This window comes from Duganella fentianensis (genome assembly GCF_009857835.1).
Lineage (GTDB): Bacteria > Pseudomonadota > Gammaproteobacteria > Burkholderiales > Burkholderiaceae_D > Rugamonas > Rugamonas fentianensis.
This window is the reverse complement of sequence record NZ_WWCL01000002.1, coordinates 257,460-276,436: the sequence shown is the minus strand read 5'-3', so window position 1 is coordinate 276,436 and position 18,977 is coordinate 257,460. Positions and strand designations below refer to the sequence as shown.

Here is an 18,977-nt window from a genome sequence, read left to right as displayed (position 1 = left end):
ATTATCCGAATGAGGAGAGAACATGAGTATTTTTAACCGCCAGACGCTAGCTGCCTTCCTGCTGGGGACTACCCTGACCGTCGGCCTGGGTGCTTACGCTGTCGAGCGCCACATGGGTGGCCACGGACCGGCCATGGCTGCCGGCGACCACATGGAGCGCATGCTCAAGCACCTGTATGTAGAAGTCGATGCCACCGATGCGCAGAAAGCCAAGATCGAGCCGCTGGTGAAAGCCGCCATGGATGATCTCAAGCCTATGCACGAGCAGCTGTTCCAGATCCACAAACAGGTCACCAGCCTGCTGGCTGCACCGACCATCAATCGCGCGGAGCTGGAGAAGACCCGCGCCAGTGGCATCGCCCTGGCCGACCAGGCATCGATCCGTGTAGTCAAGCTGCTGGCCGACATAGGCGACAATCTGACGCCTGCACAGCGCCAGAAACTGGCCGAACGCCTCAACCACATGCACGAGCGCCGTCACAACGGCGGCTAAGCTCTGCCGGCCTTGCGCCCCTACTGCCCCCGGACTGTTCCCGGCCGGAGGCTTGTACGGGGCGCAAGGCAAACGTAGAATGAAACGCATGAATACTGCCGACCATATCCTGCTGGTTGAAGACGATCCCCGCCTCGCCGAGATGCTCACCGAGTATCTGGCGCAGGCGGCGTTTCGCGTCACCCATGCCGCCAGCGGACGGACAGCCCTGAATGCCATGCTGGCCGGCGACGTGGATGCCGTGATACTGGACCTGATGCTGCCCGATATGGACGGGCTGGAAGTGTGCCGCCAGCTACGCACCAGTTCCGACGTGCCTGTGCTGATGCTGACCGCGCGCGGCGATGCCATCGACCGCATTATCGGGCTGGAACTGGGCGCCGACGACTACCTGCCCAAACCGTTCGAACCGCGCGAGCTGCTGGCGCGTCTGCGTGCCATCCTGCGCCGCCGCAACGAACACCGCCACCAGCCCGGCCTGCCGCCGCCCGGCAACGCCGAGCTGCTGCGCTTTGGCCGGCTCGAAATCGATCCTGCCGCCCATGCAGCCCGCATAGCCGGCCAGCCGTGCGAGCTGACGGCCTATCAGTTCGATCTGCTGCTGGTGCTGGCCCGGCACGCGGGCCGCGTGCTGTCGCGCGACAGCCTGATGGAACTGCTCAAGGGCGAGCCGCTGGAAGCCTTCGACCGTTCTATCGATGTCCACATGTCGCGCATCCGCGCGGCCGTCGAGGATGACCCGAAAAAGCCGCGCCGCATCATCACCGTGCGCGGTGCCGGCTATCTGTTCGCCAAGGTGCAGGACTGATGGCCACGCCCCGCATCACAGCACGCTGGCACTGGGGCCTGCCACGCCTGTACATCCGCTTCTATGTCGCCCTGCTGGTGACACTGATAGTTTTCGCGCTGGCCGTAATGCTGGTCTGGCACCGCAGCGGCGGCCCGCTGGAACGCTCCAACAGCACGCTGGCGCAGGTCATGCAGAATGCGCTGGCCAGCGCCGAGGCGCCGCCCGCGCAGCAGCAGGCTGCACTCGAGCACATGGCGGCCGGCCTGCATGCCAGCCTGACGCTCTACGGGCGCGACTGGCAGCTGCTGGCCGCCGTGGGCGAACCGATACCGCCGCACCGCTGGCGCCAGCGCGACCTGAGTGGCCCGCCACCGGAATCGTTTGTGCGTCTGCCGGACGGGCGGCGCCTGCTATCGAGTGTGCCGCTAGGTTTTACCCGCCCCAAAGCCATGCTGCACAACGCCCTGCTGCTGGTGGCGCTGGGCATAGGCGTCGCTGCTTTCCCGCTGGTGCGCCACCTGACCAAACGGCTGGAGCGCCTGCAGCAAGGCGTGGACTCGCTCGGTGCGGGCAATCTGACGGCGCGGGTAGCGGTGGAAGGCAAGGATGAAGTGGCCCAGCTGGCGCGCAGTTTCAACCGTGCAGCCGACCAGATCGAACAGCTGGTGGGTGCCCATAAAACCCTGCTGGCGAATGCCTCGCACGAACTGCGCACGCCACTGGCACGCATCCGGCTGGCACTGGAACTGTTGCAGGACGACGTCGACCCGAAACGACGGGCCGGGCTGGAACAGGATATCCGCGAACTCAACGCCCTGCTGGACGAAATCCTGCTGGCCAGCCGGCTCGATGCCGTCAATGCGGAAGTGAGCATGGAAGAAGTCGATCTGCTGGCACTGGCAGCGGAAGAATGCGCCCACTACGATGAAGCAGAGCTGGACGGCGTAAGTGCCGTGATGAATGGCGATGCGCGCCTGCTGCGCCGCCTGCTGCGCAATCTGCTGGAAAACGCGCGCCGCCATGGCGCAGCCCCTACCCGGCTACAGCTGCGCTGCGCCGACGGACTAGCCCTGCTGACGGTTTCCGATGGTGGCGCCGGTGTGCCCGTCTCCGAAGCGGAACGGGTATTCGAGCCTTTCTACCGCCGCCATGGCACGCGCGATAACCAGGGAGCCGGTCTGGGCCTGGCGCTGGTACGGCAGATCGCCCGCCGCCATGGTGGCGAGGCGCGCTGCACCCGTCTCGACGATGGCCGCAGCGGCTTCCTGATTACGTTGCCGTTAAAGACGGCCTGACGCCCCGCTTGGCGGCACAGCGCACTGCAGCGCCGCACCGGCCTTCACCACATCAAGGCGATTCGCACAGGCAGTGCGTCACCGCCGTGAACGGCTTATGCGCTGCCGTCAGTTCGGCCAGCCAGCCCAGATCCTGCGCTATCCCGCTGGCAGCCGTCACCGGCAGGCCGGTGCTCAGGGCTACGCTCTGCTTCCACTGCACACCCAGCGTCTGGGCGACCGATTGCGCCACCGCCTGCGCCGCCGAGCCACCCAGCAGGCCGATAATCCGGTCCACCTTGCTCACGTCGGGTTCCATATACACCACCCGGTAGTCTTCCAGCTTGGCGCGGCTGGCAGCCGCCTTGAGCGCGTCGCCATAAGTGCCGAGGCGATCCACCAGACCACGCTCCCTGGCCTGCTCACCCGTCCACACGCGGCCCTGCGCCACGGCGTCGATTTTTTCCAGCGTAGTCTTGCGGGCTTTGGCGGCGCGGCCGATAAAGTCCACATAAATGTGGCTGATCATGCCCTGGATGACCTGACCAAAACGCGGATCGAGCGGGCGCAGCGGGTTGGTGGCGTCGCCCAGCCAGGTGGTCGGTTTGCCCGCCGTGTGGATGCCCACTTTATCGATCACCTTTTCCGCCGTCGGCAGGATGGCGAACACGCCGATCGAGCCGGTAATCGTGGTCGGTGCCGCGATTACTTCGTCGGCGGCCATGGATATCCAGTAACCGCCGGAAGCGGCCACGTTGCCCATCGAGACTACCACCGGCTTGCCGGCTGCGCGCGTCAGTTCCAGTTCGCGCCGTATCACTTCCGAAGCAAACGCACTGCCACCGGGCGAATCGACGCGCAGCACCACGGCCTTGATGCTGTCGTCCTCGCGCGCGGCGCGTATCAGCTTGGAGGTCGAATCGCCGCCGATGGAACCGGCGCTGGCCGTGCCATCGCTGATTTCGCCCTGCGCCACCACTACGCCGACGGCGTCGCCCGTCAGTTTGGGATGGATGCGGGCCAGATATTCGTCGTAGCCGATCTGGCGGAAAGTCTTGCCCTTGGCATCAGGCGCGCCGCGCTTGACCATCATCTCGCGCACTTCATCCTTGGTTTTCAGACCGTCCACCAGTTTGGCGGCCAGTGTCACCTTGGCCAGATCGCCCTTCTGCTGTTCGACCAGCGCAGGCAGATCATTGATGGTCTTCATCACGCTGCCCTGCGCCAGCTTGCGGGCCTTCTCCACATCCGTGGTGTAGGCATTCCACAGGCCGTTATTCAGATAGGCATCCGCTTCGGCGGCCGCTTCCGACGGGCCATTGGCGATGAATGGCTCGGCAAAGCTCTTGTAGGTGCCGACCCGCATCAGGTTGACCGTCACGCCCAGCTTATCGAGTGCGTCGCGGTAGTAATTGCGGTAGCGGCCGAAGCCTTCCAGCATCACCATGCCCATAGGGTGCAGATACACTTCCGACGCATGCGCGGCCAGCAGATACTGGCGCTGGTCGTAGCTGGAACCCCAGGCCACCACCGGCTTGCCGCTGGCTTTGAAGCGATCCAGCGCAGCGGCTACTTCGCGCAGGATGACCTGACCACCACCATCGAGTTCATCGGTCAGCAGCACGGCGCCCGTGATATCGGGGTCCTTGGCTGCCGCTTCCAGCACGCTCAGCACATCGCGCAGCTGCAGGGTCTTGCGGCTATCGGCGCCGCTTACGCTGTTCATCAGCGCATCGCGCGCATTGCCGCTGCTCTGTTCCGCCAGATGGCCTTTCAGGTTCAGCACCAGCGTGGTCTTGGGCCCCGGCGATTTGGGGCCGCCGCCGAACAGGGCGATGGCCAGCGCAACCAGCACCAGCAAAAATAGCAGATTGAGCACGGTGCGGCGGCCCGTATCGAGCGCATTCCAGAACCATACAAAGCCACTACGCAGCCATGAAAATGGGGACTTACTCATTCAAGCTCCAGTCGATTGCGAAATTAACAAGTACATCATTGTATGCTGTCCTCAGCGCGCCGGGCGAGAAATTAGCCACAGTCCTGCAAATACCAGCAAACCGTTGACGATCAGAAGTTCCAGCCCCATGCGGTAGCTGCCGAACAGCACTGCCTGATTCAGTTCCAGCAGGTAGCACAGCACCGGTCCCGCCAGCGCTACCAGCGGCACGGCATAGCGCGCGCCATGGCGCACGTTGCGTGCCGTCAGCAGACCAAAGGCAAACAGGCCGAGAATAGGGCCATAGGTATAGCCGGTCAGCTTAAGTATCAAGCCTATCATGCTGGCGTTATCGAGCCAGCGGAACAGCAGCACCAGCGCCAGAAACAGCGCACAGAAACCCAGATGCACCCAGTGGCGCTGGCGCCGTTGCAGCGCCTCGCTCAGATCGCTGCGCCGCTGCCAGCCCAGTATGTCGAGGCAGAAGCTGGCCGTCAGTGCGGTCATGGCGCCGTCGGCGCTGGGGAACAGGGCCGACACCAGACCAAGGAAGAACAGCAGTTGCAGCGCGGCCGGCATGTGCTGCATCACCACGGCCGGGAACAGCTTGTCGCCCGTGGCGGCCAGACCGACGCCGGACGCATACAGGCTCAGCAGGCCACCCAGGAACATGAACAGCAGCAGCACCCCCGTCAGCACCACGGTCAGCACCAGCATATTCTTTTGCGCGTCGCGCAGCGTCGGCACGGAGATATTCTTCTGCATAATTTCCTGATCCATGCCCGTCATGGCCAGCACGATGAATATCCCGGCACAGAACTGTTTCCAGAAGTAGCCGGGGCTATCGCTATGCTGATTCAGCACGCGCGTATAGCCGCCCGCCTCCAGCGCCTGCCAGCCGGAGACCAGATCGAAGCCCAGCTGGGCCAGCAGCCACCACACGCAGCCGGCCAGCGCCAGCAGCATGCCCGCCGTCTGCAGGGTATCGGTCCAGACGATGGTCTTGACCCCGCCCTCGTAGGTGTACAGCAATATCATGCCGAGGATGACCAGTGTGCTGAGCCAGAAAGGTACGCCCAGACTGTCCAGCACCGTCAGTTGCAGGATATTCACCACCAGATACAGCCGCGCCGAAGCACTGAGGGTGCGCGACAGCAGGAAGAAGCTGGCCCCGCTCAGGTAGGCCTGATGCCCCAGCCGGACATCGAGATAGTGGTAGATCGAGGTGAGCTTCATGCGGTAGTACAGCGGCAGCAGCACATAGGCGACCAGCACATAGCCCACCACATAGCCCAGCATCACCTGCAGATAGGCGAAACCATCGCGCCCCACCGCGCCCGGCACGCTGATGAACGTCACCCCGCTCAGGGTAGTACCGACCATGCCGAAAGCGACCAGCAGCCAGTGGCTACGTTTGTTCCCGATAAAGAAGCTTTGATTGGTGGCATCGCGGGCCGTGCGGCGCGCCACCAGCAACAGCAACAGGAAATAGGCAGCCAGCAGGCCGAACAGGGAAACCTCAGACATGGAGCAGACTTTCACAACGACAAGTGGGCGACAATATACACCGCAATGCTATCCAGCCGCAGTGCAGGCCGCTAAAATGCCGAGGTCTATCCCAGCCCCAGCCGACCATGCAAGCCGAGAAACTAGCCCTGCTGCTGACCCGAGAAATGCCGTATGGCAAATACAAAGGAAGGGTGCTGGCCGATCTGCCCGGCCACTATCTGGGCTGGTTCGCCCGCGAAGGTTTTCCCAAAGGCGAACTGGGCGGCCTGCTGGCCCTGATGTACGAGCTGGACCACAACAATCTGCGCAGCCTGCTCGATCCGCTGCGCTAGCTGGCGCTCCACCACTTTTCGCCGGGGGCGAACATGTGCGTCGAAGATCCCGCAATGTGATCTGGGCTGGGCCTAGGTGGTCGTTTTGAGGCAAATCAAACGTGGCGCACCGGAAATGAAAACCCGTGTATAAAGCTTGCATCGCCATGCGTAGGAGCCTGTCATGTCTTCCCTGCCCTATCACTGCGTCTGCTGCATTATTCCATCGCGTATGTTGCGCCAGCTGGCCGAGGCAGCACATCTGAGCGAAGAAGAACGCGCCTGCCTGCTCGACCAGTGCGAACTCTCCGCCCACTTGCGCGGCCAGCGCTCCGTCATGCCGACGCTGGCAGCCACCCAGCGCACAGGCGAGCAGCGCCGCACCATCTACGATGCGCGCCACAAGACTACCCTGCCGGGCCGCGTGGTGCGCACGGAAGGCGCTGCCGCCGCCAAAGATGCCGCCGTGAATCAGGCTTACGACAATGCCGGTGTCACCTACGATTTTTTCCACACCGTGTTCCAGCGCAACTCGGTCGATAACAAGGGTCTGCGCCTCGATGCCAGCGTGCACTACCAGCGTAACTTCAACAACGCTTTCTGGAATGGCCAGCAGATGGTGTATGGCGACGGCGATGGCAGACTTTTCCACGGCTTTACCGCAGCCATCGATGTGGTGGCGCATGAGCTTAGCCATGGCGTGACCCAGTACGCCGTGCCGGGCGGCCTGGTGTACGAGGGCCAGAGCGGCGCCCTCAACGAATCGATTTCCGATGTGATGGGTTCGCTGGTCAAGCAATGGCGGCTACAGCAGAAGGCAGCCGATGCCGACTGGCTGATAGGCGCCGGCATCATGGCACCCAGCGTGGGCAAGGCGCTACGCTCGCTAGCCGATCCCGGCAACCGCACGCTGACGTGGTCGGGCGACGATCAACCAAAAAACATGGCAGACTATATTCAGGACGGCGATGTGCACAGTAATTCCGGCATCCCCAACCACGCCTTTTATGCCACGGCACTGGCGCTGCAAGGCCACGCATGGGAGAAGGCCGGGCCTATCTGGTACAAGGCTCTGGGTTTGCTGACACCTAACGCCAGCTTTGCCGATATGGCACGCGCCACCGCGCAGGCGGCCGTGCTACTGTATGGCAGCGACACGGCCGAACAGTATGCCGTACAGCGCGCCTGGCAGCTGGTGGGCGTGCAGCTGGAGTCGTCCTAGAGCGGGACGTGAACCCGCCCGGAGTTTTTGCATAGGCAAGCAATCGCGATCGGAGTCCGCAACATGACACGGCTGATCTTACGCTGTACTGGCGGTTTCACCGGCCCGGCCGGTGCGCAGACGCGCAGCGTGGATCTGACGCTGCTGGCGCCCGCTCAGGCACACCGGCTAGCCCAGCTGCTCGACGCCTGCCAGTTCTTCAATCTGCCCGAACAGCTGCGCAAGATCGCGCCCCAGTCGGGCGACTTCCTCTACGATCTGCACGTGGACAAAGATGGCTGGCAGCATGATGTGCACTACCATCTGGACGCCGCCCCCATCGCACTGCGCCAGCTGACGGAACAGCTCAACCACTACCCGCCCGACTAGCGGGCCCTAGGCAGCGCGCCGGTTCAGGCCAGCATGCGCGCCAGTTCGCCCTGTTCGATCAGCTTCTGCAGATCGTTGGCACCGCCTACCAGCACGCCGTTGACAAACACCATGGGGAAAGTCGACCAGCCTGTCCACATTTTCAGGGCGATACGGGGGCGCCAGGTATTGAAGTAATTGCCGTAAGACAGATAGGTGTAGGCGATGCCCTGGGCATCGAGCAGCTTACGCGCCTTGCGCGGAAAAGGATTGAGCCCCATGCCGACCACCACCACCTTGTTGCTGGCCACAGCCGCCTGCACTTCCTCCACCAGCGTGCGGTGGTAGCCGCTCACCTGGGCGCGCACGGCGGGATGAATCTGTTCTTCAGCGAGGATGTGACGGCTCATGGGTGCTTCCTTACTCTGCGGTTAAAGATGCCAGCATAACCGCAAACCGGCCGGCCTGTCAGGCTGGCGGCAGGCGCGCACCCAGGGTCAGACGCTTGCCGTCGCGCAGCATGCTGGCAAAATCCGCGGCCGGCACGGGCTGGCTGAACAGATAGCCCTGCAGCTGGTCGCAACCTAGCTCGCGCAGGAAATTCATCTGCTCCGCCGTTTCCACCCCTTCCGCCACGATTTCCTGCCGCAGTTGCTGGGCCATGGTGACGATGGCGCGCGCGATGGCGCAATCATTCTCTTCGTGCGGCAGACCGATCACGAAGGAGCGGTCGATTTTCAGCGTACTGATGGGGAATTTCTTCAGATAGGCCAGACTGGAATAGCCGGTGCCGAAGTCATCCAGCGCCAGCCCCATGCCCATGGCGCGCAGCTCGTTCATGATGGCGATCACCGCATCGGCGCCGCGCACCAGCAGGCTTTCCGTGATTTCCAGATTGATCTGCTCGGGCTGTACGCTGTAGCGCTCCAGCACGGCGGCAATGCGCTGCGGCAGCTTGCTGTCGAACTGGCGCGCCGACAGGTTGACGGCGATAGGCGGCATGATCAGATTGGCATCCTGCCATTCGCGGATCTGGCGGCAGGCTTCTTCCAGCACCCAGCTGCCCAGATCGAGGATCAGGCCGGTCTCTTCCGCCACCGGAATGAACACGCCGGGCGACACCAGCCCGCGCACGGGATGGCGCCAGCGCAGCAGCGCTTCGGCGCCGACGATGCGGCCGCTGCGCAAACTGACTTTCGGCTGGTAGTACAGCAACAGCTCCCCGTTCAGCAAAGCCTGGCGCAGCTCGCCCTCTATGCGCATATGTTCCTTGGCGCGCTGGTTCATTTCCTCGCTGTAGAACAGCAGGCCCGCTTCGATGCTGCGGGTGGCCTTGTTGAGCGCCACCTCGGCGTGGCGGATCAGGGTCGAGACATCGCTGCCATCTTCCGGATAGACGGTAATGCCGGCATGGCCACTCACCTGTAACTGATGGTGCGCGACCACAAACGGCTCGGCCAGCGTGGCCAGCAGCTTCTGCGCCACGATGCCCGCGTGCTCGCGCTTTTCGATGTGCAGCAGTGCCACGGCAAACTTGTGCCCGTCCAGCCGCGCCAGCACGTCGGCTTCGCGCAGCGCATGACGCAATCGCCGGCCGATTTCGCACAGCACTTCATTGCTCACTTCATGGCCCAAGGTGTCGCTGATGGTGCCTAGCCGGCTGATCTCAATCATCACCAGCGCGCCGTGCTCCTGCGAACGTCTGGCCTCCGTCAGTGCCTGCCCCAGCAACTGGGTCAGCAAACACAGATTGGGCAAGCCCGTCAGCGCATCGTAGTTGGCCATGCGCTGCATGCGCGCTTCCGCATCCTTGTGCACGCTGATGTCGGAAAACAGCGAGAAGGTATGACTGATGCGGCCCTGCACATCGCGCACGGCGCTGATGGTGACGGACTGGGGAAACAGCTCGCCATTCTTGCGCCGGCCGATGATTTCGCCGCGCCACGCACCGGCGCCGTGCATGGCCGCACGCACGCGGGCGCGGAATTCGGCATCGTGCACACCGGAGCGCAGCAGATCCGGCGTCTTGCCCAGCGCTTCGGCCGGCTGGTAGCCGGTGATGCGGGTGAAGGCGGAATTAATCGAAACGATGCGTTCGCGCGCATCGGTAATCAGCACGCCCTGATCGGAGTCTTCGATGATGCGCGCGTGCAGGGTCAGCTTGTCGGCCGGCGACAGCACATCGGCCAGCTTGCGCGCCCGCACTTCCATGCCCACCGCTTCGCCGCTATCATCGAGCCGCAGACGCAGATCGAGCTGCACCCAGATCAGCTCGCCGGACTTGGTACGGCGCTGCACTTCGGCCGTCGTGCTGTAGCCGCCATCGGCCTGCGCCACCAGTTCATCGAGCGCACCATCGCCATCGTCATCGGGATACAGCAGCAGCACATGCTGGCCCCGCATCTCGGCGGCGCTATAGCCGAATAACTGCTGCGCACCTTCATTCCACTCCGTCACATAGCCCACCAGATCGAGCTGCATGAGGGCGGCATCACTGGAACTGTCTGGCGCGGCCGGCATGGCATCGCGCGTGGCCCCCAGCAGGGACGCCAGCTGCTCCAGCGTGGCGCTCTGCGCCGCGCCGGATTGCTGCGCCGCCCGCTGGCTCAGGGCCAGACAGCGTTCCAGAATTTCACGCATCGTCGTTTCCTGCGTCGTTTCCTGATTTGCCGGCAGCGATAGCCTGCATCCACAGATAGGCATCGGCCTGGATCTGGTTGTAGGCCGCCACGTCGATCTGCATGGCGTGCAGGCCGCGCGTAAGCGCCATCAGGTCCGCATGTTCGGCCGCCTCCACCAGCGCCAGCAGCTGGCCCAGCGCACCGGCACGCTGCAGCAGCGCCTGCGACAATTCTTCACTGATGGTCAGCGGCTGCAGCACTTCGGCCAGCGACATGCCGAACAGCACACCCAGCAGCGAGAACATCCCGGCCATAAAAGCCTGCTCCTGCTGGGCCTTGTCGTAGCCGGCTTCGCGCGCCAGCAGCTCCATCGAACGGGCCCGCACCGCCACGCGTGCCAGCAGCATGGCCGAGCGCTGGTCCGATTCGCGCGCCGAGAACAGCATCAGATTAAGCCAGCGGCGCAACTGGGCGCGGCCCAGTATCAAAATGGCCTGGGAAAAACTGCTGACCTTGCGCGTCGTGCCCATGCCCAGTGAATTCACCAGCCGCAGCAGGTGATAGGACAGGGTCGGGTCCTGGCGCAGCAGCGCTTCGATTTCATGGGTATCGGCATCGGCCGACACCAGTTGCACCAGCTTCAGGGCCAGCGCACGCGATGCGGCCTGGCTGCCCACCGGCTTGGGTGGCGGCGCCAGAAACCACTCGCCTTCTATCCAGCTGGCCGTGCCCGGCACTTGCTTGAATTCCCGGTCGAGTGCCGTGTCGCTGTGATGGATTTCATCAGCCGGCGCGGCCAGCCAGCCGGCGTCCAGCAGCAACTGCTGGCTGGCATGGCTCAGGCCGTCGCGGAAATAGCAGGCCATGCTGCCATCCGCCAGCTGCTGCAGCAGTTCCAGCGGTGCCGTTTCAGGCTGCATGCCGCGCGCATCGAGCAACAGGGCCGACGGCACCCCGTGGCGGTCTGCCAGCGGATGGATGAAGACAGGCGGCGTAACAGGCGTAGCAGTCATGGAATTCCGGCAGAGGCAGTCAGTGATCCTGTTATGTTACTCTGAATCTATTGGCAACTGCCAACATTTAACCGTTGCTGCAACAGCTGGACAACGCCTGCTTTATATCAAGGCGGGCCGTGGCAAATGCCCTAGCAAACGGGCAAATCGTTGCGGCTGCTGCCAGCGCTCCAGCCACCACGCCAGCGCCGCCCCCATTTCCCCCGTGCGCCAGGCCAGATAAAAGGTCTCGGGCGGCTTGGGCTCGGCCACGGCTTTTTCCACCAGCAGGCCGGCCGCTATTGCCGCGCGTGCACAGGGCGCAGGCAGAAAGCCGAATCCCGTGCCGGCCAGCTGGTAGCGCAGCTTGCTCTGCATGTCGGGCACGCTCAGGCTGTCCTGCCCCAGCAGCAGGCCCACCGTGCGGGGCGGCAGCTTGCGCGCCGAATCGGCCACGCTGATGGCGCGGTAAGGCTGCAGATGGCCCCGTTCCAGCACGGCCGTCTCGGCTGCCAGCGGGTGGCTGGGTGCCACGCAGAACACAAACTCCATCTGCCCCAGCGCATGGCTGACATAGCCGCCACCGGCCGGCCCCTCGCCAGCCGCACCGATCAGCAGGTCGGCGCGCCGGTCCAGCAGCGCTTCCCAGGTGCCGGACAGGGCTTCCTGCATCAGGCGCAAGCGGGTCTGCTGGCCCAGCCCGTAGAACGCGCTGATATCGTCCTGCAGGGCGCAGGCGGCGAACATGCTGTCCATGCCCACGGTCAGCTCGGTTTCCCAGCCGGAGGCCACGCGCCGCACCCGGTGTTCCAGATCCTGCGCCGCGCGCAGCAGGTAGCGCCCTTCCTTGAGCAGCTCGGCGCCGGCTGCCGTCAGCACCACGCGCGGGCCATGGCGCTCGAACACTTGCACGCCGAGGTCATCCTCGAGCTTGTTGACAGTATAGGAAATCGTCGACGGCACGCGGTGCAATTCCTTGCCGGCAGCGGAAAACGAACCGCGCCGGTCGATGGCGTCCACAATCTGCAAGGCTTCCAGGCTTAGTCTTAACATTCGATTTTTTCGATGATTGAATTGTAAATTTTCCGTTTTTTAATCCGGAACGGGCGCTCTATACTGTCGCTCATGGATGCAGCGGTAAGAACGATGTTCAAAATTATCGCACATTAACCCGAAAAGAAATGGAGCCTTATCATGTTGCAAATTCGTCCTAGTGCAGCCCGCGGCCACGCCCAGCACGGCTGGCTCGATTCCCACCACAGCTTCTCCTTCGCCCACTACCATGACCCGCTGCACATGGGTTTCGGCCCGCTGCGCGTGATCAATGAAGACCGCGTGATGGGCGGCCAGGGTTTCGGCACCCACGGCCACCGCGACATGGAAATCATTTCCTACGTGCTCAGCGGCGCACTCGAACACAAGGACAGCATGGGCACGGGCTCGGTGCTGCACTATGGCGATGTGCAGCGCATGAGCGCCGGCACGGGGGTACGCCACAGCGAATTCAACCATTCGCGCAGCGAACAGGTGCATTTCCTGCAGATCTGGATCGAGCCGGACCGCACCGGCACGGCGCCCGGCTACGAGGAAAAGCACATCCCGCTGGAAAGCAAACAGGGCCAGTTGCGCCTGATCGCCTCGCCCGATGGCCGTGACGACTCGCTGCGCATCCAGCAGGACGCCTATCTGTACGCCACCATCATGGCCGCAGGCGACCAGCTCGAACACCCGCTGGCAGCAGGCCGGCTGGCCTATGTGCACGTGATCCGCGGCACGGTCACGGTGAACGGGGTAGCGCTGAAAGGCGGCGATGCCCTCAAGCTCAGCGATGAGAATGCCGTCACGCTGGCCGGTGCCGAGGACGCCGAAATCCTCGTATTCGACCTGCCCCGCTAAGGCCACAGACAGGCCGGCCGCTGGCAACTCCTGAAAGCTAGAGGCCGGCCTAAAAAAACTTTCCGCCAGTTTTGGTATCATGAGGGGCGCGCCGGGTCTGTTCGAACAGCCCGGCGCGCGTTTTTTACCTTGTAGATCACTATTTGAAGAGCAGAATTATGTCGCAGAGTGCAACAACCCCGGCTAACGTGGACCTGGAATACACGACTTCGTGCGCCCTGCCTACACCCTGGGCCCAGTTCACCCTGCACGCTTTCGTCGAAAAGAGCACGGGCAAAGAGCATCTGGCCATGGTGCTGGGCGATGTCGGCAACGGCGAGCCCGTGCTGGGACGCGTGCATTCCGAATGCCTGACGGGCGACGTGCTGTTCTCGCAGCGCTGCGACTGCGGCGCCCAGCTCGAAGGCGCACTGCGCAAGATCGCCGATGAAGGCCGCGGCATCCTGCTCTACCTGCGTCAGGAAGGCCGCGGCATCGGCCTGGTCAACAAGATCCGCGCCTACCGCCTGCAGGAAGCCGGCGCCGACACGGTGCAGGCCAATGTGCAGCTGGGCTTCCAGCCCGATCAGCGCAACTACAGCATGGTACAACCCATGCTGGCGCAATTCGGCGTGAAATCACTGCGCCTGATGACCAATAATCCGCGTAAGATTGATGCTGTCGGCAAGCTCGGTGTGGAAGTGGTGGAACGGGTTCCGCTGCTGGTCAACCGCAATGCCTTCAACCAGCACTATCTGGACACCAAGGCAGCCAAGCTGGGTCACATGATGACGCCACTGACCCCTGCCCCCGTGGAGGATGGCGCGCTGTAATCACCGGCCCCAGTAAAAGGAAGGCATGAATTTTCAGCGACTGATCGTTACATTGCTCCTTAGCTGCAGCGCTGGCGCTGTCTGGGCCGCATCCGGCGCTGCCGTCGGTTCCGGCACGGCAGCCAGCACGCCGGCCACCGGCCCGGCAACCGCGCCAGCCGCCAGTCCTGCCAGCGGCAAGGCCGCGCGCAAACCTGCCACGCCAGCCCCTACCGCCACACTGCCGTCCGCCCGCGTCGCCGATCCCGCTGCACAGGCGGCAGGCGAAGAAGACGAGGATGCCGACAGCACCCCGCTGCCCCCGCCTTCCAGCGCGGCCCAGCATCTGTATGGCGCCGCCCGCAACGACCTGCTGCAGGTGCGCACCCTGCTCAAAAGCGGCCGCACCCAGTCCTCGGTGGGTTCCGGCTTTTTGATTGGCACCAGCAATCTGGTCATCACCAACTACCACGTGGTTTCCCAGTTCGCGCTCGATCCCGACACCTATGTGGGCGAATGGGTCGATACCAGCGGCCAGCGCGGCAATGTGGAACTGCTGGCCGTCGATGTGCTGCACGATCTGGCCGTGCTGCGCGTGAGCCGCAACGGCACGGGCTTTTTCAAGATGCCGGAAAAGCTGGCACGCCTGTCGCAGGGCCAGTATCTGTACGCACTCGGGAATCCGCTCGATCTGGGCTTCGCCATTTCCGAAGGCGCCTACAACGGCGTGATCGCGCGCAGCTTCTACGACCAGCTGATGTTCACCGGCCCGATCAACTCCGGCATGAGTGGTGGCCCCAGCGTCACCGTCGATGGCGCCGTGGCCGGCATCAACGTCTCCAAGCGGCTCGATGGTGAACTGGTCAGCTTCCTCGTGCCGGCCCGCTATGCGCAGGACCTGCTGCGTCAGGTGGGCGAACAGGCCAAACCGCCGGCCAGCTTTACCAGCATCGTTGCGTCCCAGTTGCTACGCCACCAGAGTGCCATGATCGACCAGCTGCTGGCCACGCCCCTGAGCCTGAAGACCATGGGCCCTTATCAGGTGCCTGTGCGCGAATCGGAACAGATGCGCTGCTGGGGGCGTTCCAACGTCAAGGCCGACAAACCGTTCACGGTCGATGATGCCAGCTGCGCCATGGAGTCCGCCATCTTCGTCAGTGGCAGCCTGCAGACGGGCCAGATCGCCATCCGCCACCAGTTCCTGCGCAGCGCGGGGCTGGACCAGTACCGCTTCGCCCAGCTGGCCAGTGCCTCGTTCAAGAACGAAAACTTCGGCAACAACAAGGATAGCCGGCTGACAGCGCCCCAGTGCACGGAAGATTTCGTCAACAACAGCAAGCTGCCCTTGCGCGCCGTGCTGTGCGTGCGCGCCTACCGCAAGTTCGCCGGTCTGTACGATTTCGCCCTGCTGACGGCCAGCACCGACCATGGCCTGATGAGCTTACAGAGCCGCATCGATGCGCGCGGCGTTTCGTATGAAAATGGCTTGCGTCTGACCCGTGCCTTCCTGAGCGCACTGACGCGTGCACCGGCGCCGAAAGGGGCGGCACGATGAACGCGCCCTACTTCGTCGAAATCCTCGCCCGCAATGGCGACGTGCTGCACCGCCACCGCCTGCAGCAACTACCTATCCGCATCGGCCGCGGCTACGACAACGACGTCATCCTCGACGACGCCCACAGCGCCGCCAGCCACGCCAGCATAGACCTCGACGAGCATGGTCAGCTGCTGCTGCGCGATCTGGGCAGCGCCAATGGTAGCTACTACGGCGGCAAGCGCTGCGAGGCGATTGCGCTCGATGGTCATCGCGTGATCCGGCTTGGCCACACCCGGCTGCGCGTGCGCAGTGCCGATTTTGTGGTAGCGCCCGAACTGGCCGATACCACCATGCATAGCTGGGAAGGTGCCGCACCGGCGATCAGCGGCCTGCTGCTGGCCAGCCTGTTTGCGCTGGTCGAAACGTGGTTCAACGACATCGAGAATTTCGCGCTGGTGCGCTATGTACTGGCGCTGGCCTCCTGCCTCGGTGCCGGCCTGCTATGGAGCGGCGCATGGGCACTGGCCAACCGCCTGTTCGGCAGCCATGCACGCTTCGGCCGCCACATCTTCATCCTCGGCAGCGGCCTGTGTGTGATGGGCGTGTGGCGTCTGGTCAGCACGGCCATGGCCTATGCGTGGGATGCCACCGTACTCACCCGCTATGGCAATCTGGTGATACTGGCGATCGCCTGCAGCATGCTGTATTTCCACCTGCGCACCATCAAGCCGCACCACCCGCGCCGCTACGCCATCGGCAGCGGCATCACCTATGCGGCCAGCGCCATGCTGCTATTGCTGCTCAACCTGCAAAGTACTGGCCGTGCCGGCGACGAGCTGTATATGTCGGCCCTGCTGCCACCGCAGTGGCATCAGAGCGCTGACCGCAGCGTCGACCAGTTCGTGGCCGATGCGGCCGCACTGCGCAACGCGGCCGATGCGGCCCGCACCCGCGGTAGCAGCACCAATGACGACGAAGACGAAGACAGCGAGTGAATCTGGCTAGCCAGCCTGGGCCGGCTGGCGATGGCGCACTAGATCCGGCCGCGTTTGAATTCGGCCAGAAACGCCCGGGTCTGGGCAGGCGTCATGACCTTCACGGCATCGCCGTGCCAGGCATATAGATAAGGCGTACCGCCCTGCCGGTCGGTCAGTTTGGCATCGAGCAGGAAGCAGGTGCCCAGCGGATAAACGGCCGTATCGCACAGAGCGCGCGCGCACTGCACGCGCAGGCTGGGCGCAAACGCCTGCCCCGGCACCGGCTGTATCCACACATGGCGCCCATCCGACACCGACTGCACTGCCACCTGCCGGTAAGCATAAATATCTCGCGCCAAGCTACCCTCCCATACAGCGTCTTATTCCCGATGCAGGACTACATCCCGCTCATTGCCCCATACTGGCTGTGGCCATCGCCTGCAGATTGGCGGCCTCGCCTGTCGCCGTGGTCAGCGTGAAGATCATCTTCCGTTTAGCCTGCGGTAAGCTCCATGCATAAACAACGGTCCTGGTCCTGCCATTACGGGCACTTTGCGTAACGCCATTTTCGATCAGCTGCGACGTCAGCGGCGCCGGCGCGGTTTGTACCAGCCGCAGGAAATCCGCCTCGACTGCCTGCGCATCGGCACGGTGGGCAAAGACACTGCAAACGTCCTTGCCGTCCTGCAGTGCCAGCACAAACACCCCATGCTTGTCCGGTACCGGCCAGGCCTTGCCGGGTCGCCCCTGCAGAAATCCTTCTGCCTTTTCGGCGGGAAGGCTGGGCATGTCCTTCAGCTTAAGGCGCAACTCGTCCACCTTGGCCAGATGCTTGAGGCATAGCGAGGAATAGATCTGTGCAAACGCCGCCGACTGCGGGTCAGCTTGCGCCGGTGCGCCAATGGCCGCAGCCAGCAGGACTAACAGGGCAGGATAACGCATGACAGGCTCCTTAAAAAATCCGGGCATAGATCAGCCAGGCCAGCAAGCGGTGATGCAACCCGACTTAGTCGACTGCGAGCAGCAAGGCCACGGCTTCGGCGTTGATGCCTTCCTCGCGGCCCAGGTAGCCCATCTTCTCGTTGGTCTTGGCCTTGATGTTGACTTGACTGATATCGAGCCCCAGATCCTGCGCCAGATTGGCACACATGGCGCCGATGTGCGGCGCCATCTTGGGCCGCTGGGCGATGATGGTGGCGTCGATATTGCCGATGCGGTAACCGGTAGCCACCACGCGGCGCGCCGCTTCCTTCAGCAGCGTACGCGAATCGGCGCCCTTGAACTGCGGGTCGGTGTCAGGAAAGTGTTTGCCGATATCGCCCAGCGCCGCGGCGCCTAGCAGTGCATCGGTGATCGCGTGCAGCAGCACGTCGGCATCGGAGTGGCCCAGCAGACCCAGATGGTGGGGAATCTCGACCCCGCCGATGATCAGTTTGCGGCCTTCGACCAGTTTGTGGCAGTCGTAACCCTGGCCAATGCGGAATGGAAGTTTGAGCATAGTCTGTCCTGTGTTATTCGCCGGCAGCCAGATACATTTCCGCGATGCGGATGTCGGCTGGCAGCGTGACTTTGAGATTGCGCGGATGGCCTTCGATCAGGCGCGGCGTGAGGCCCAGCAGTTCCACCGCGCTGGCATCATCGGTAATCGCATCCGGATCGGTGGCGCGGCCCAGCGCGCGCAGCAGCAGCTGGTAGCTGAACATCTGCGGCGTCTGCGCCAGCCACATGCCGTTACGCGGTATGGTCGCGGCGGAGCACACGCCTTGCGCCGACGGCGCACTGCGCTTGACGGTATCGACCACAGGCAGCGCCAGCAGGCCGCCAGCCGCATCGTCGCCCACGCCGTCGATCAGACGTGCGATCAGCGTCGGCGTCAGGCCGGGCCGGGCGGCATCGTGCACCAGCACCATATCGCTCTCGGCCATCTCGCGCTGGATCGCGCGCAGGCCATTGAGCACACTGTCCATGCGGGTGGCACCGCCACAGCGCAGCACCGTGACACCGGCCAGTCCGGCCGGCAGCACTTCGTCGATATAGCCGTCGGCGGCGCTCACCACCACATAGGTGTGGCTGATCAGCGCACTGGCGCGGAAAGCTTCGACGGCATGGCGCAGCATGGGCTGTCCTGCCACTGTCAGGTACTGTTTGGGGCAGCCGGCCGCCATGCGCGCGCCCACACCAGCGGCAGGCAAGAGAGCGACATAGCGTCGCGTCGGATTCGTATCAGTCATGTTCTTATTGCTTGTTATTGCTTGTTATTGCTTGTTATTGCTTGTTATT

20 protein-coding genes are annotated in these 18,977 nt (G+C 63.6%); 10 read left to right on the top strand and 10 right to left on the bottom strand.

Translation table 11 applies throughout. The features are described from left to right. Positions 1-22 precede the first annotated feature (22 nt). The 3 genes from GTP23_RS09130 to GTP23_RS09120 all read left to right on the top strand — a co-directional run bounded on the left by GTP23_RS09130 (position 23) and on the right by GTP23_RS09120 (position 2,578). Positions 23-493, top strand: coding sequence for a Spy/CpxP family protein refolding chaperone (locus GTP23_RS09130; protein WP_161034895.1), 471 nt, complete (start codon positions 23-25; stop codon positions 491-493). Positions 494-581: 88 nt separating this feature from the next. Continuing rightward, the gene (locus tag GTP23_RS09125; protein WP_161035553.1) at positions 582-1,301 is read left to right on the top strand and encodes a response regulator; all 720 of its coding nucleotides are present in this window, start codon (positions 582-584) and stop codon (positions 1,299-1,301) included. Further along, on the top strand, positions 1,301-2,578 hold the full coding sequence (locus GTP23_RS09120; RefSeq protein ID WP_161034894.1) for an ATP-binding protein: 1,278 nt from the start codon (positions 1,301-1,303) through the stop codon (positions 2,576-2,578). Before GTP23_RS09125 ends, GTP23_RS09120 begins: the two co-directional genes overlap by 1 nt. Before the next feature lie 52 nt (positions 2,579-2,630). Here the strand turns inward: GTP23_RS09120 and sppA are convergent, their stop codons facing one another. Beyond that, positions 2,631-4,514: a signal peptide peptidase SppA gene (gene sppA, locus GTP23_RS09115; protein WP_161034893.1), complete on the bottom strand. Its 1,884-nt coding sequence runs from the start codon at positions 4,512-4,514 to the stop codon at positions 2,631-2,633. A 51-nt stretch (positions 4,515-4,565) separates the two neighbouring features. Then, entirely contained in the window at positions 4,566-6,020 is a 1,455-nt protein-coding gene (locus GTP23_RS09110) for a sodium:solute symporter (protein ID WP_161034892.1), read from the bottom strand. 107 nt (positions 6,021-6,127) lie between these two features. On the opposite strand from GTP23_RS09110, the gene GTP23_RS09105 reads away from it, so the two are divergent. The 3 genes from GTP23_RS09105 (at position 6,128) to GTP23_RS09095 (ending at position 7,904) form a co-directional block, all read left to right on the top strand. Next, entirely contained in the window at positions 6,128-6,334 is a 207-nt protein-coding gene (locus tag GTP23_RS09105; protein WP_155435008.1) for a DUF3820 family protein, read from the top strand. Positions 6,335-6,497: 163 nt separating this feature from the next. After that, a complete protein-coding gene (locus GTP23_RS09100; RefSeq protein ID WP_161034891.1) occupies positions 6,498-7,535 on the top strand; it encodes a M4 family metallopeptidase in 1,038 nt (345 codons plus the stop codon). A 63-nt stretch (positions 7,536-7,598) separates the two neighbouring features. Then, a complete protein-coding gene (locus tag GTP23_RS09095; RefSeq protein WP_161034890.1) occupies positions 7,599-7,904 on the top strand; it encodes a protealysin inhibitor emfourin in 306 nt (101 codons plus the stop codon). Between the two features lie 23 nt (positions 7,905-7,927). On the opposite strand, the gene GTP23_RS09090 is transcribed toward GTP23_RS09095, so the two are convergent. From GTP23_RS09090 to GTP23_RS09075, 4 genes are all read right to left on the bottom strand, one after another. Further along, on the bottom strand, positions 7,928-8,293 hold the full coding sequence (locus GTP23_RS09090) for a glutaredoxin (RefSeq protein WP_161034889.1): 366 nt from the start codon (positions 8,291-8,293) through the stop codon (positions 7,928-7,930). A gap of 58 nt (positions 8,294-8,351) precedes the next feature. After that, positions 8,352-10,523 (bottom strand): putative bifunctional diguanylate cyclase/phosphodiesterase, encoded by a 2,172-nt coding sequence (locus tag GTP23_RS09085; protein WP_161034888.1) that lies wholly within the window; start codon positions 10,521-10,523, stop codon positions 8,352-8,354. Next, complete coding sequence (locus tag GTP23_RS09080) at positions 10,516-11,517, bottom strand: EAL and HDOD domain-containing protein (protein ID WP_161034887.1); 1,002 nt, start codon at positions 11,515-11,517, stop codon at positions 10,516-10,518. Before GTP23_RS09080 ends, GTP23_RS09085 begins: the two co-directional genes overlap by 8 nt. 102 nt (positions 11,518-11,619) lie before the next feature. Beyond that, a complete protein-coding gene (locus GTP23_RS09075; RefSeq protein WP_161034886.1) occupies positions 11,620-12,549 on the bottom strand; it encodes a LysR substrate-binding domain-containing protein in 930 nt (309 codons plus the stop codon). A gap of 141 nt (positions 12,550-12,690) precedes the next feature. Between GTP23_RS09075 and GTP23_RS09070 the strand changes: the two genes are divergently transcribed. From GTP23_RS09070 to GTP23_RS09055, 4 genes are all read left to right on the top strand, one after another. Beyond that, complete coding sequence (locus tag GTP23_RS09070; protein WP_161034885.1) at positions 12,691-13,392, top strand: pirin family protein; 702 nt, start codon at positions 12,691-12,693, stop codon at positions 13,390-13,392. A 158-nt stretch (positions 13,393-13,550) separates the two neighbouring features. Next, the gene (gene ribA / locus GTP23_RS09065) at positions 13,551-14,204 is read left to right on the top strand and encodes a GTP cyclohydrolase II (RefSeq protein ID WP_155434999.1); all 654 of its coding nucleotides are present in this window, start codon (positions 13,551-13,553) and stop codon (positions 14,202-14,204) included. Positions 14,205-14,229: 25 nt separating this feature from the next. Next, positions 14,230-15,738, top strand: coding sequence for a S1 family peptidase (locus GTP23_RS09060; RefSeq protein WP_229256019.1), 1,509 nt, complete (start codon positions 14,230-14,232; stop codon positions 15,736-15,738). Continuing rightward, the gene (locus tag GTP23_RS09055; RefSeq protein ID WP_161034884.1) at positions 15,735-16,715 is read left to right on the top strand and encodes an FHA domain-containing protein; all 981 of its coding nucleotides are present in this window, start codon (positions 15,735-15,737) and stop codon (positions 16,713-16,715) included. Before GTP23_RS09060 ends, GTP23_RS09055 begins: the two co-directional genes overlap by 4 nt. Positions 16,716-16,753: 38 nt before the next feature. Here GTP23_RS09055 and GTP23_RS09050 read toward each other — a convergent pair whose 3' ends face one another. The 4 genes from GTP23_RS09050 to ispD all read right to left on the bottom strand — a co-directional run bounded on the left by GTP23_RS09050 (position 16,754) and on the right by ispD (position 18,928). Continuing rightward, positions 16,754-17,056 (bottom strand): hypothetical protein, encoded by a 303-nt coding sequence (locus GTP23_RS09050; protein ID WP_161034883.1) that lies wholly within the window; start codon positions 17,054-17,056, stop codon positions 16,754-16,756. A 49-nt stretch (positions 17,057-17,105) separates the two neighbouring features. Then, positions 17,106-17,639 (bottom strand): NMCC_0638 family (lipo)protein, encoded by a 534-nt coding sequence (locus tag GTP23_RS09045; RefSeq protein WP_161034882.1) that lies wholly within the window; start codon positions 17,637-17,639, stop codon positions 17,106-17,108. A gap of 64 nt (positions 17,640-17,703) precedes the next feature. Beyond that, on the bottom strand, positions 17,704-18,195 hold the full coding sequence (gene ispF / locus GTP23_RS09040) for a 2-C-methyl-D-erythritol 2,4-cyclodiphosphate synthase (RefSeq protein ID WP_161034881.1): 492 nt from the start codon (positions 18,193-18,195) through the stop codon (positions 17,704-17,706). 13 nt (positions 18,196-18,208) lie between these two features. Further along, positions 18,209-18,928 carry a 2-C-methyl-D-erythritol 4-phosphate cytidylyltransferase gene (gene ispD / locus GTP23_RS09035; protein WP_161034880.1) on the bottom strand — a complete coding sequence of 240 codons (720 nt, stop codon included), beginning with the start codon at positions 18,926-18,928 and terminating at the stop codon, positions 18,209-18,211. Positions 18,929-18,977: the final 49 nt, after the last annotated feature.

Excerpts from the sequence above, each read along its gene's own strand:
- GTP23_RS09130 (WP_161034895.1), top strand. The coding sequence starts at position 23 with ATGAGTATTTTTAACCGCCAGACGCTAGCTGCCTTCCTGCTGGGGACT.
- GTP23_RS09125 (WP_161035553.1), top strand. The coding sequence starts at position 582 with ATGAATACTGCCGACCATATCCTGCTGGTTGAAGACGATCCCCGCCTC.
- GTP23_RS09120 (WP_161034894.1), top strand. The coding sequence starts at position 1,301 with ATGGCCACGCCCCGCATCACAGCACGCTGGCACTGGGGCCTGCCACGC.
- sppA (WP_161034893.1), bottom strand. The coding sequence starts at position 4,514 with ATGAGTAAGTCCCCATTTTCATGGCTGCGTAGTGGCTTTGTATGGTTC.
- GTP23_RS09110 (WP_161034892.1), bottom strand. The coding sequence starts at position 6,020 with ATGTCTGAGGTTTCCCTGTTCGGCCTGCTGGCTGCCTATTTCCTGTTG.
- GTP23_RS09105 (WP_155435008.1), top strand. The coding sequence starts at position 6,128 with ATGCAAGCCGAGAAACTAGCCCTGCTGCTGACCCGAGAAATGCCGTAT.
- GTP23_RS09100 (WP_161034891.1), top strand. The coding sequence starts at position 6,498 with ATGTCTTCCCTGCCCTATCACTGCGTCTGCTGCATTATTCCATCGCGT.
- GTP23_RS09095 (WP_161034890.1), top strand. The coding sequence starts at position 7,599 with ATGACACGGCTGATCTTACGCTGTACTGGCGGTTTCACCGGCCCGGCC.
- GTP23_RS09090 (WP_161034889.1), bottom strand. The coding sequence starts at position 8,293 with ATGAGCCGTCACATCCTCGCTGAAGAACAGATTCATCCCGCCGTGCGC.
- GTP23_RS09085 (WP_161034888.1), bottom strand. The coding sequence starts at position 10,523 with ATGCGTGAAATTCTGGAACGCTGTCTGGCCCTGAGCCAGCGGGCGGCG.
- GTP23_RS09080 (WP_161034887.1), bottom strand. The coding sequence starts at position 11,517 with ATGACTGCTACGCCTGTTACGCCGCCTGTCTTCATCCATCCGCTGGCA.
- GTP23_RS09075 (WP_161034886.1), bottom strand. The coding sequence starts at position 12,549 with ATGTTAAGACTAAGCCTGGAAGCCTTGCAGATTGTGGACGCCATCGAC.
- GTP23_RS09070 (WP_161034885.1), top strand. The coding sequence starts at position 12,691 with ATGTTGCAAATTCGTCCTAGTGCAGCCCGCGGCCACGCCCAGCACGGC.
- ribA (WP_155434999.1), top strand. The coding sequence starts at position 13,551 with ATGTCGCAGAGTGCAACAACCCCGGCTAACGTGGACCTGGAATACACG.
- GTP23_RS09060 (WP_229256019.1), top strand. The coding sequence starts at position 14,230 with ATGAATTTTCAGCGACTGATCGTTACATTGCTCCTTAGCTGCAGCGCT.
- GTP23_RS09055 (WP_161034884.1), top strand. The coding sequence starts at position 15,735 with ATGAACGCGCCCTACTTCGTCGAAATCCTCGCCCGCAATGGCGACGTG.
- GTP23_RS09045 (WP_161034882.1), bottom strand. The coding sequence starts at position 17,639 with ATGCGTTATCCTGCCCTGTTAGTCCTGCTGGCTGCGGCCATTGGCGCA.
- ispF (WP_161034881.1), bottom strand. The coding sequence starts at position 18,195 with ATGCTCAAACTTCCATTCCGCATTGGCCAGGGTTACGACTGCCACAAA.
- ispD (WP_161034880.1), bottom strand. The coding sequence starts at position 18,928 with ATGACTGATACGAATCCGACGCGACGCTATGTCGCTCTCTTGCCTGCC.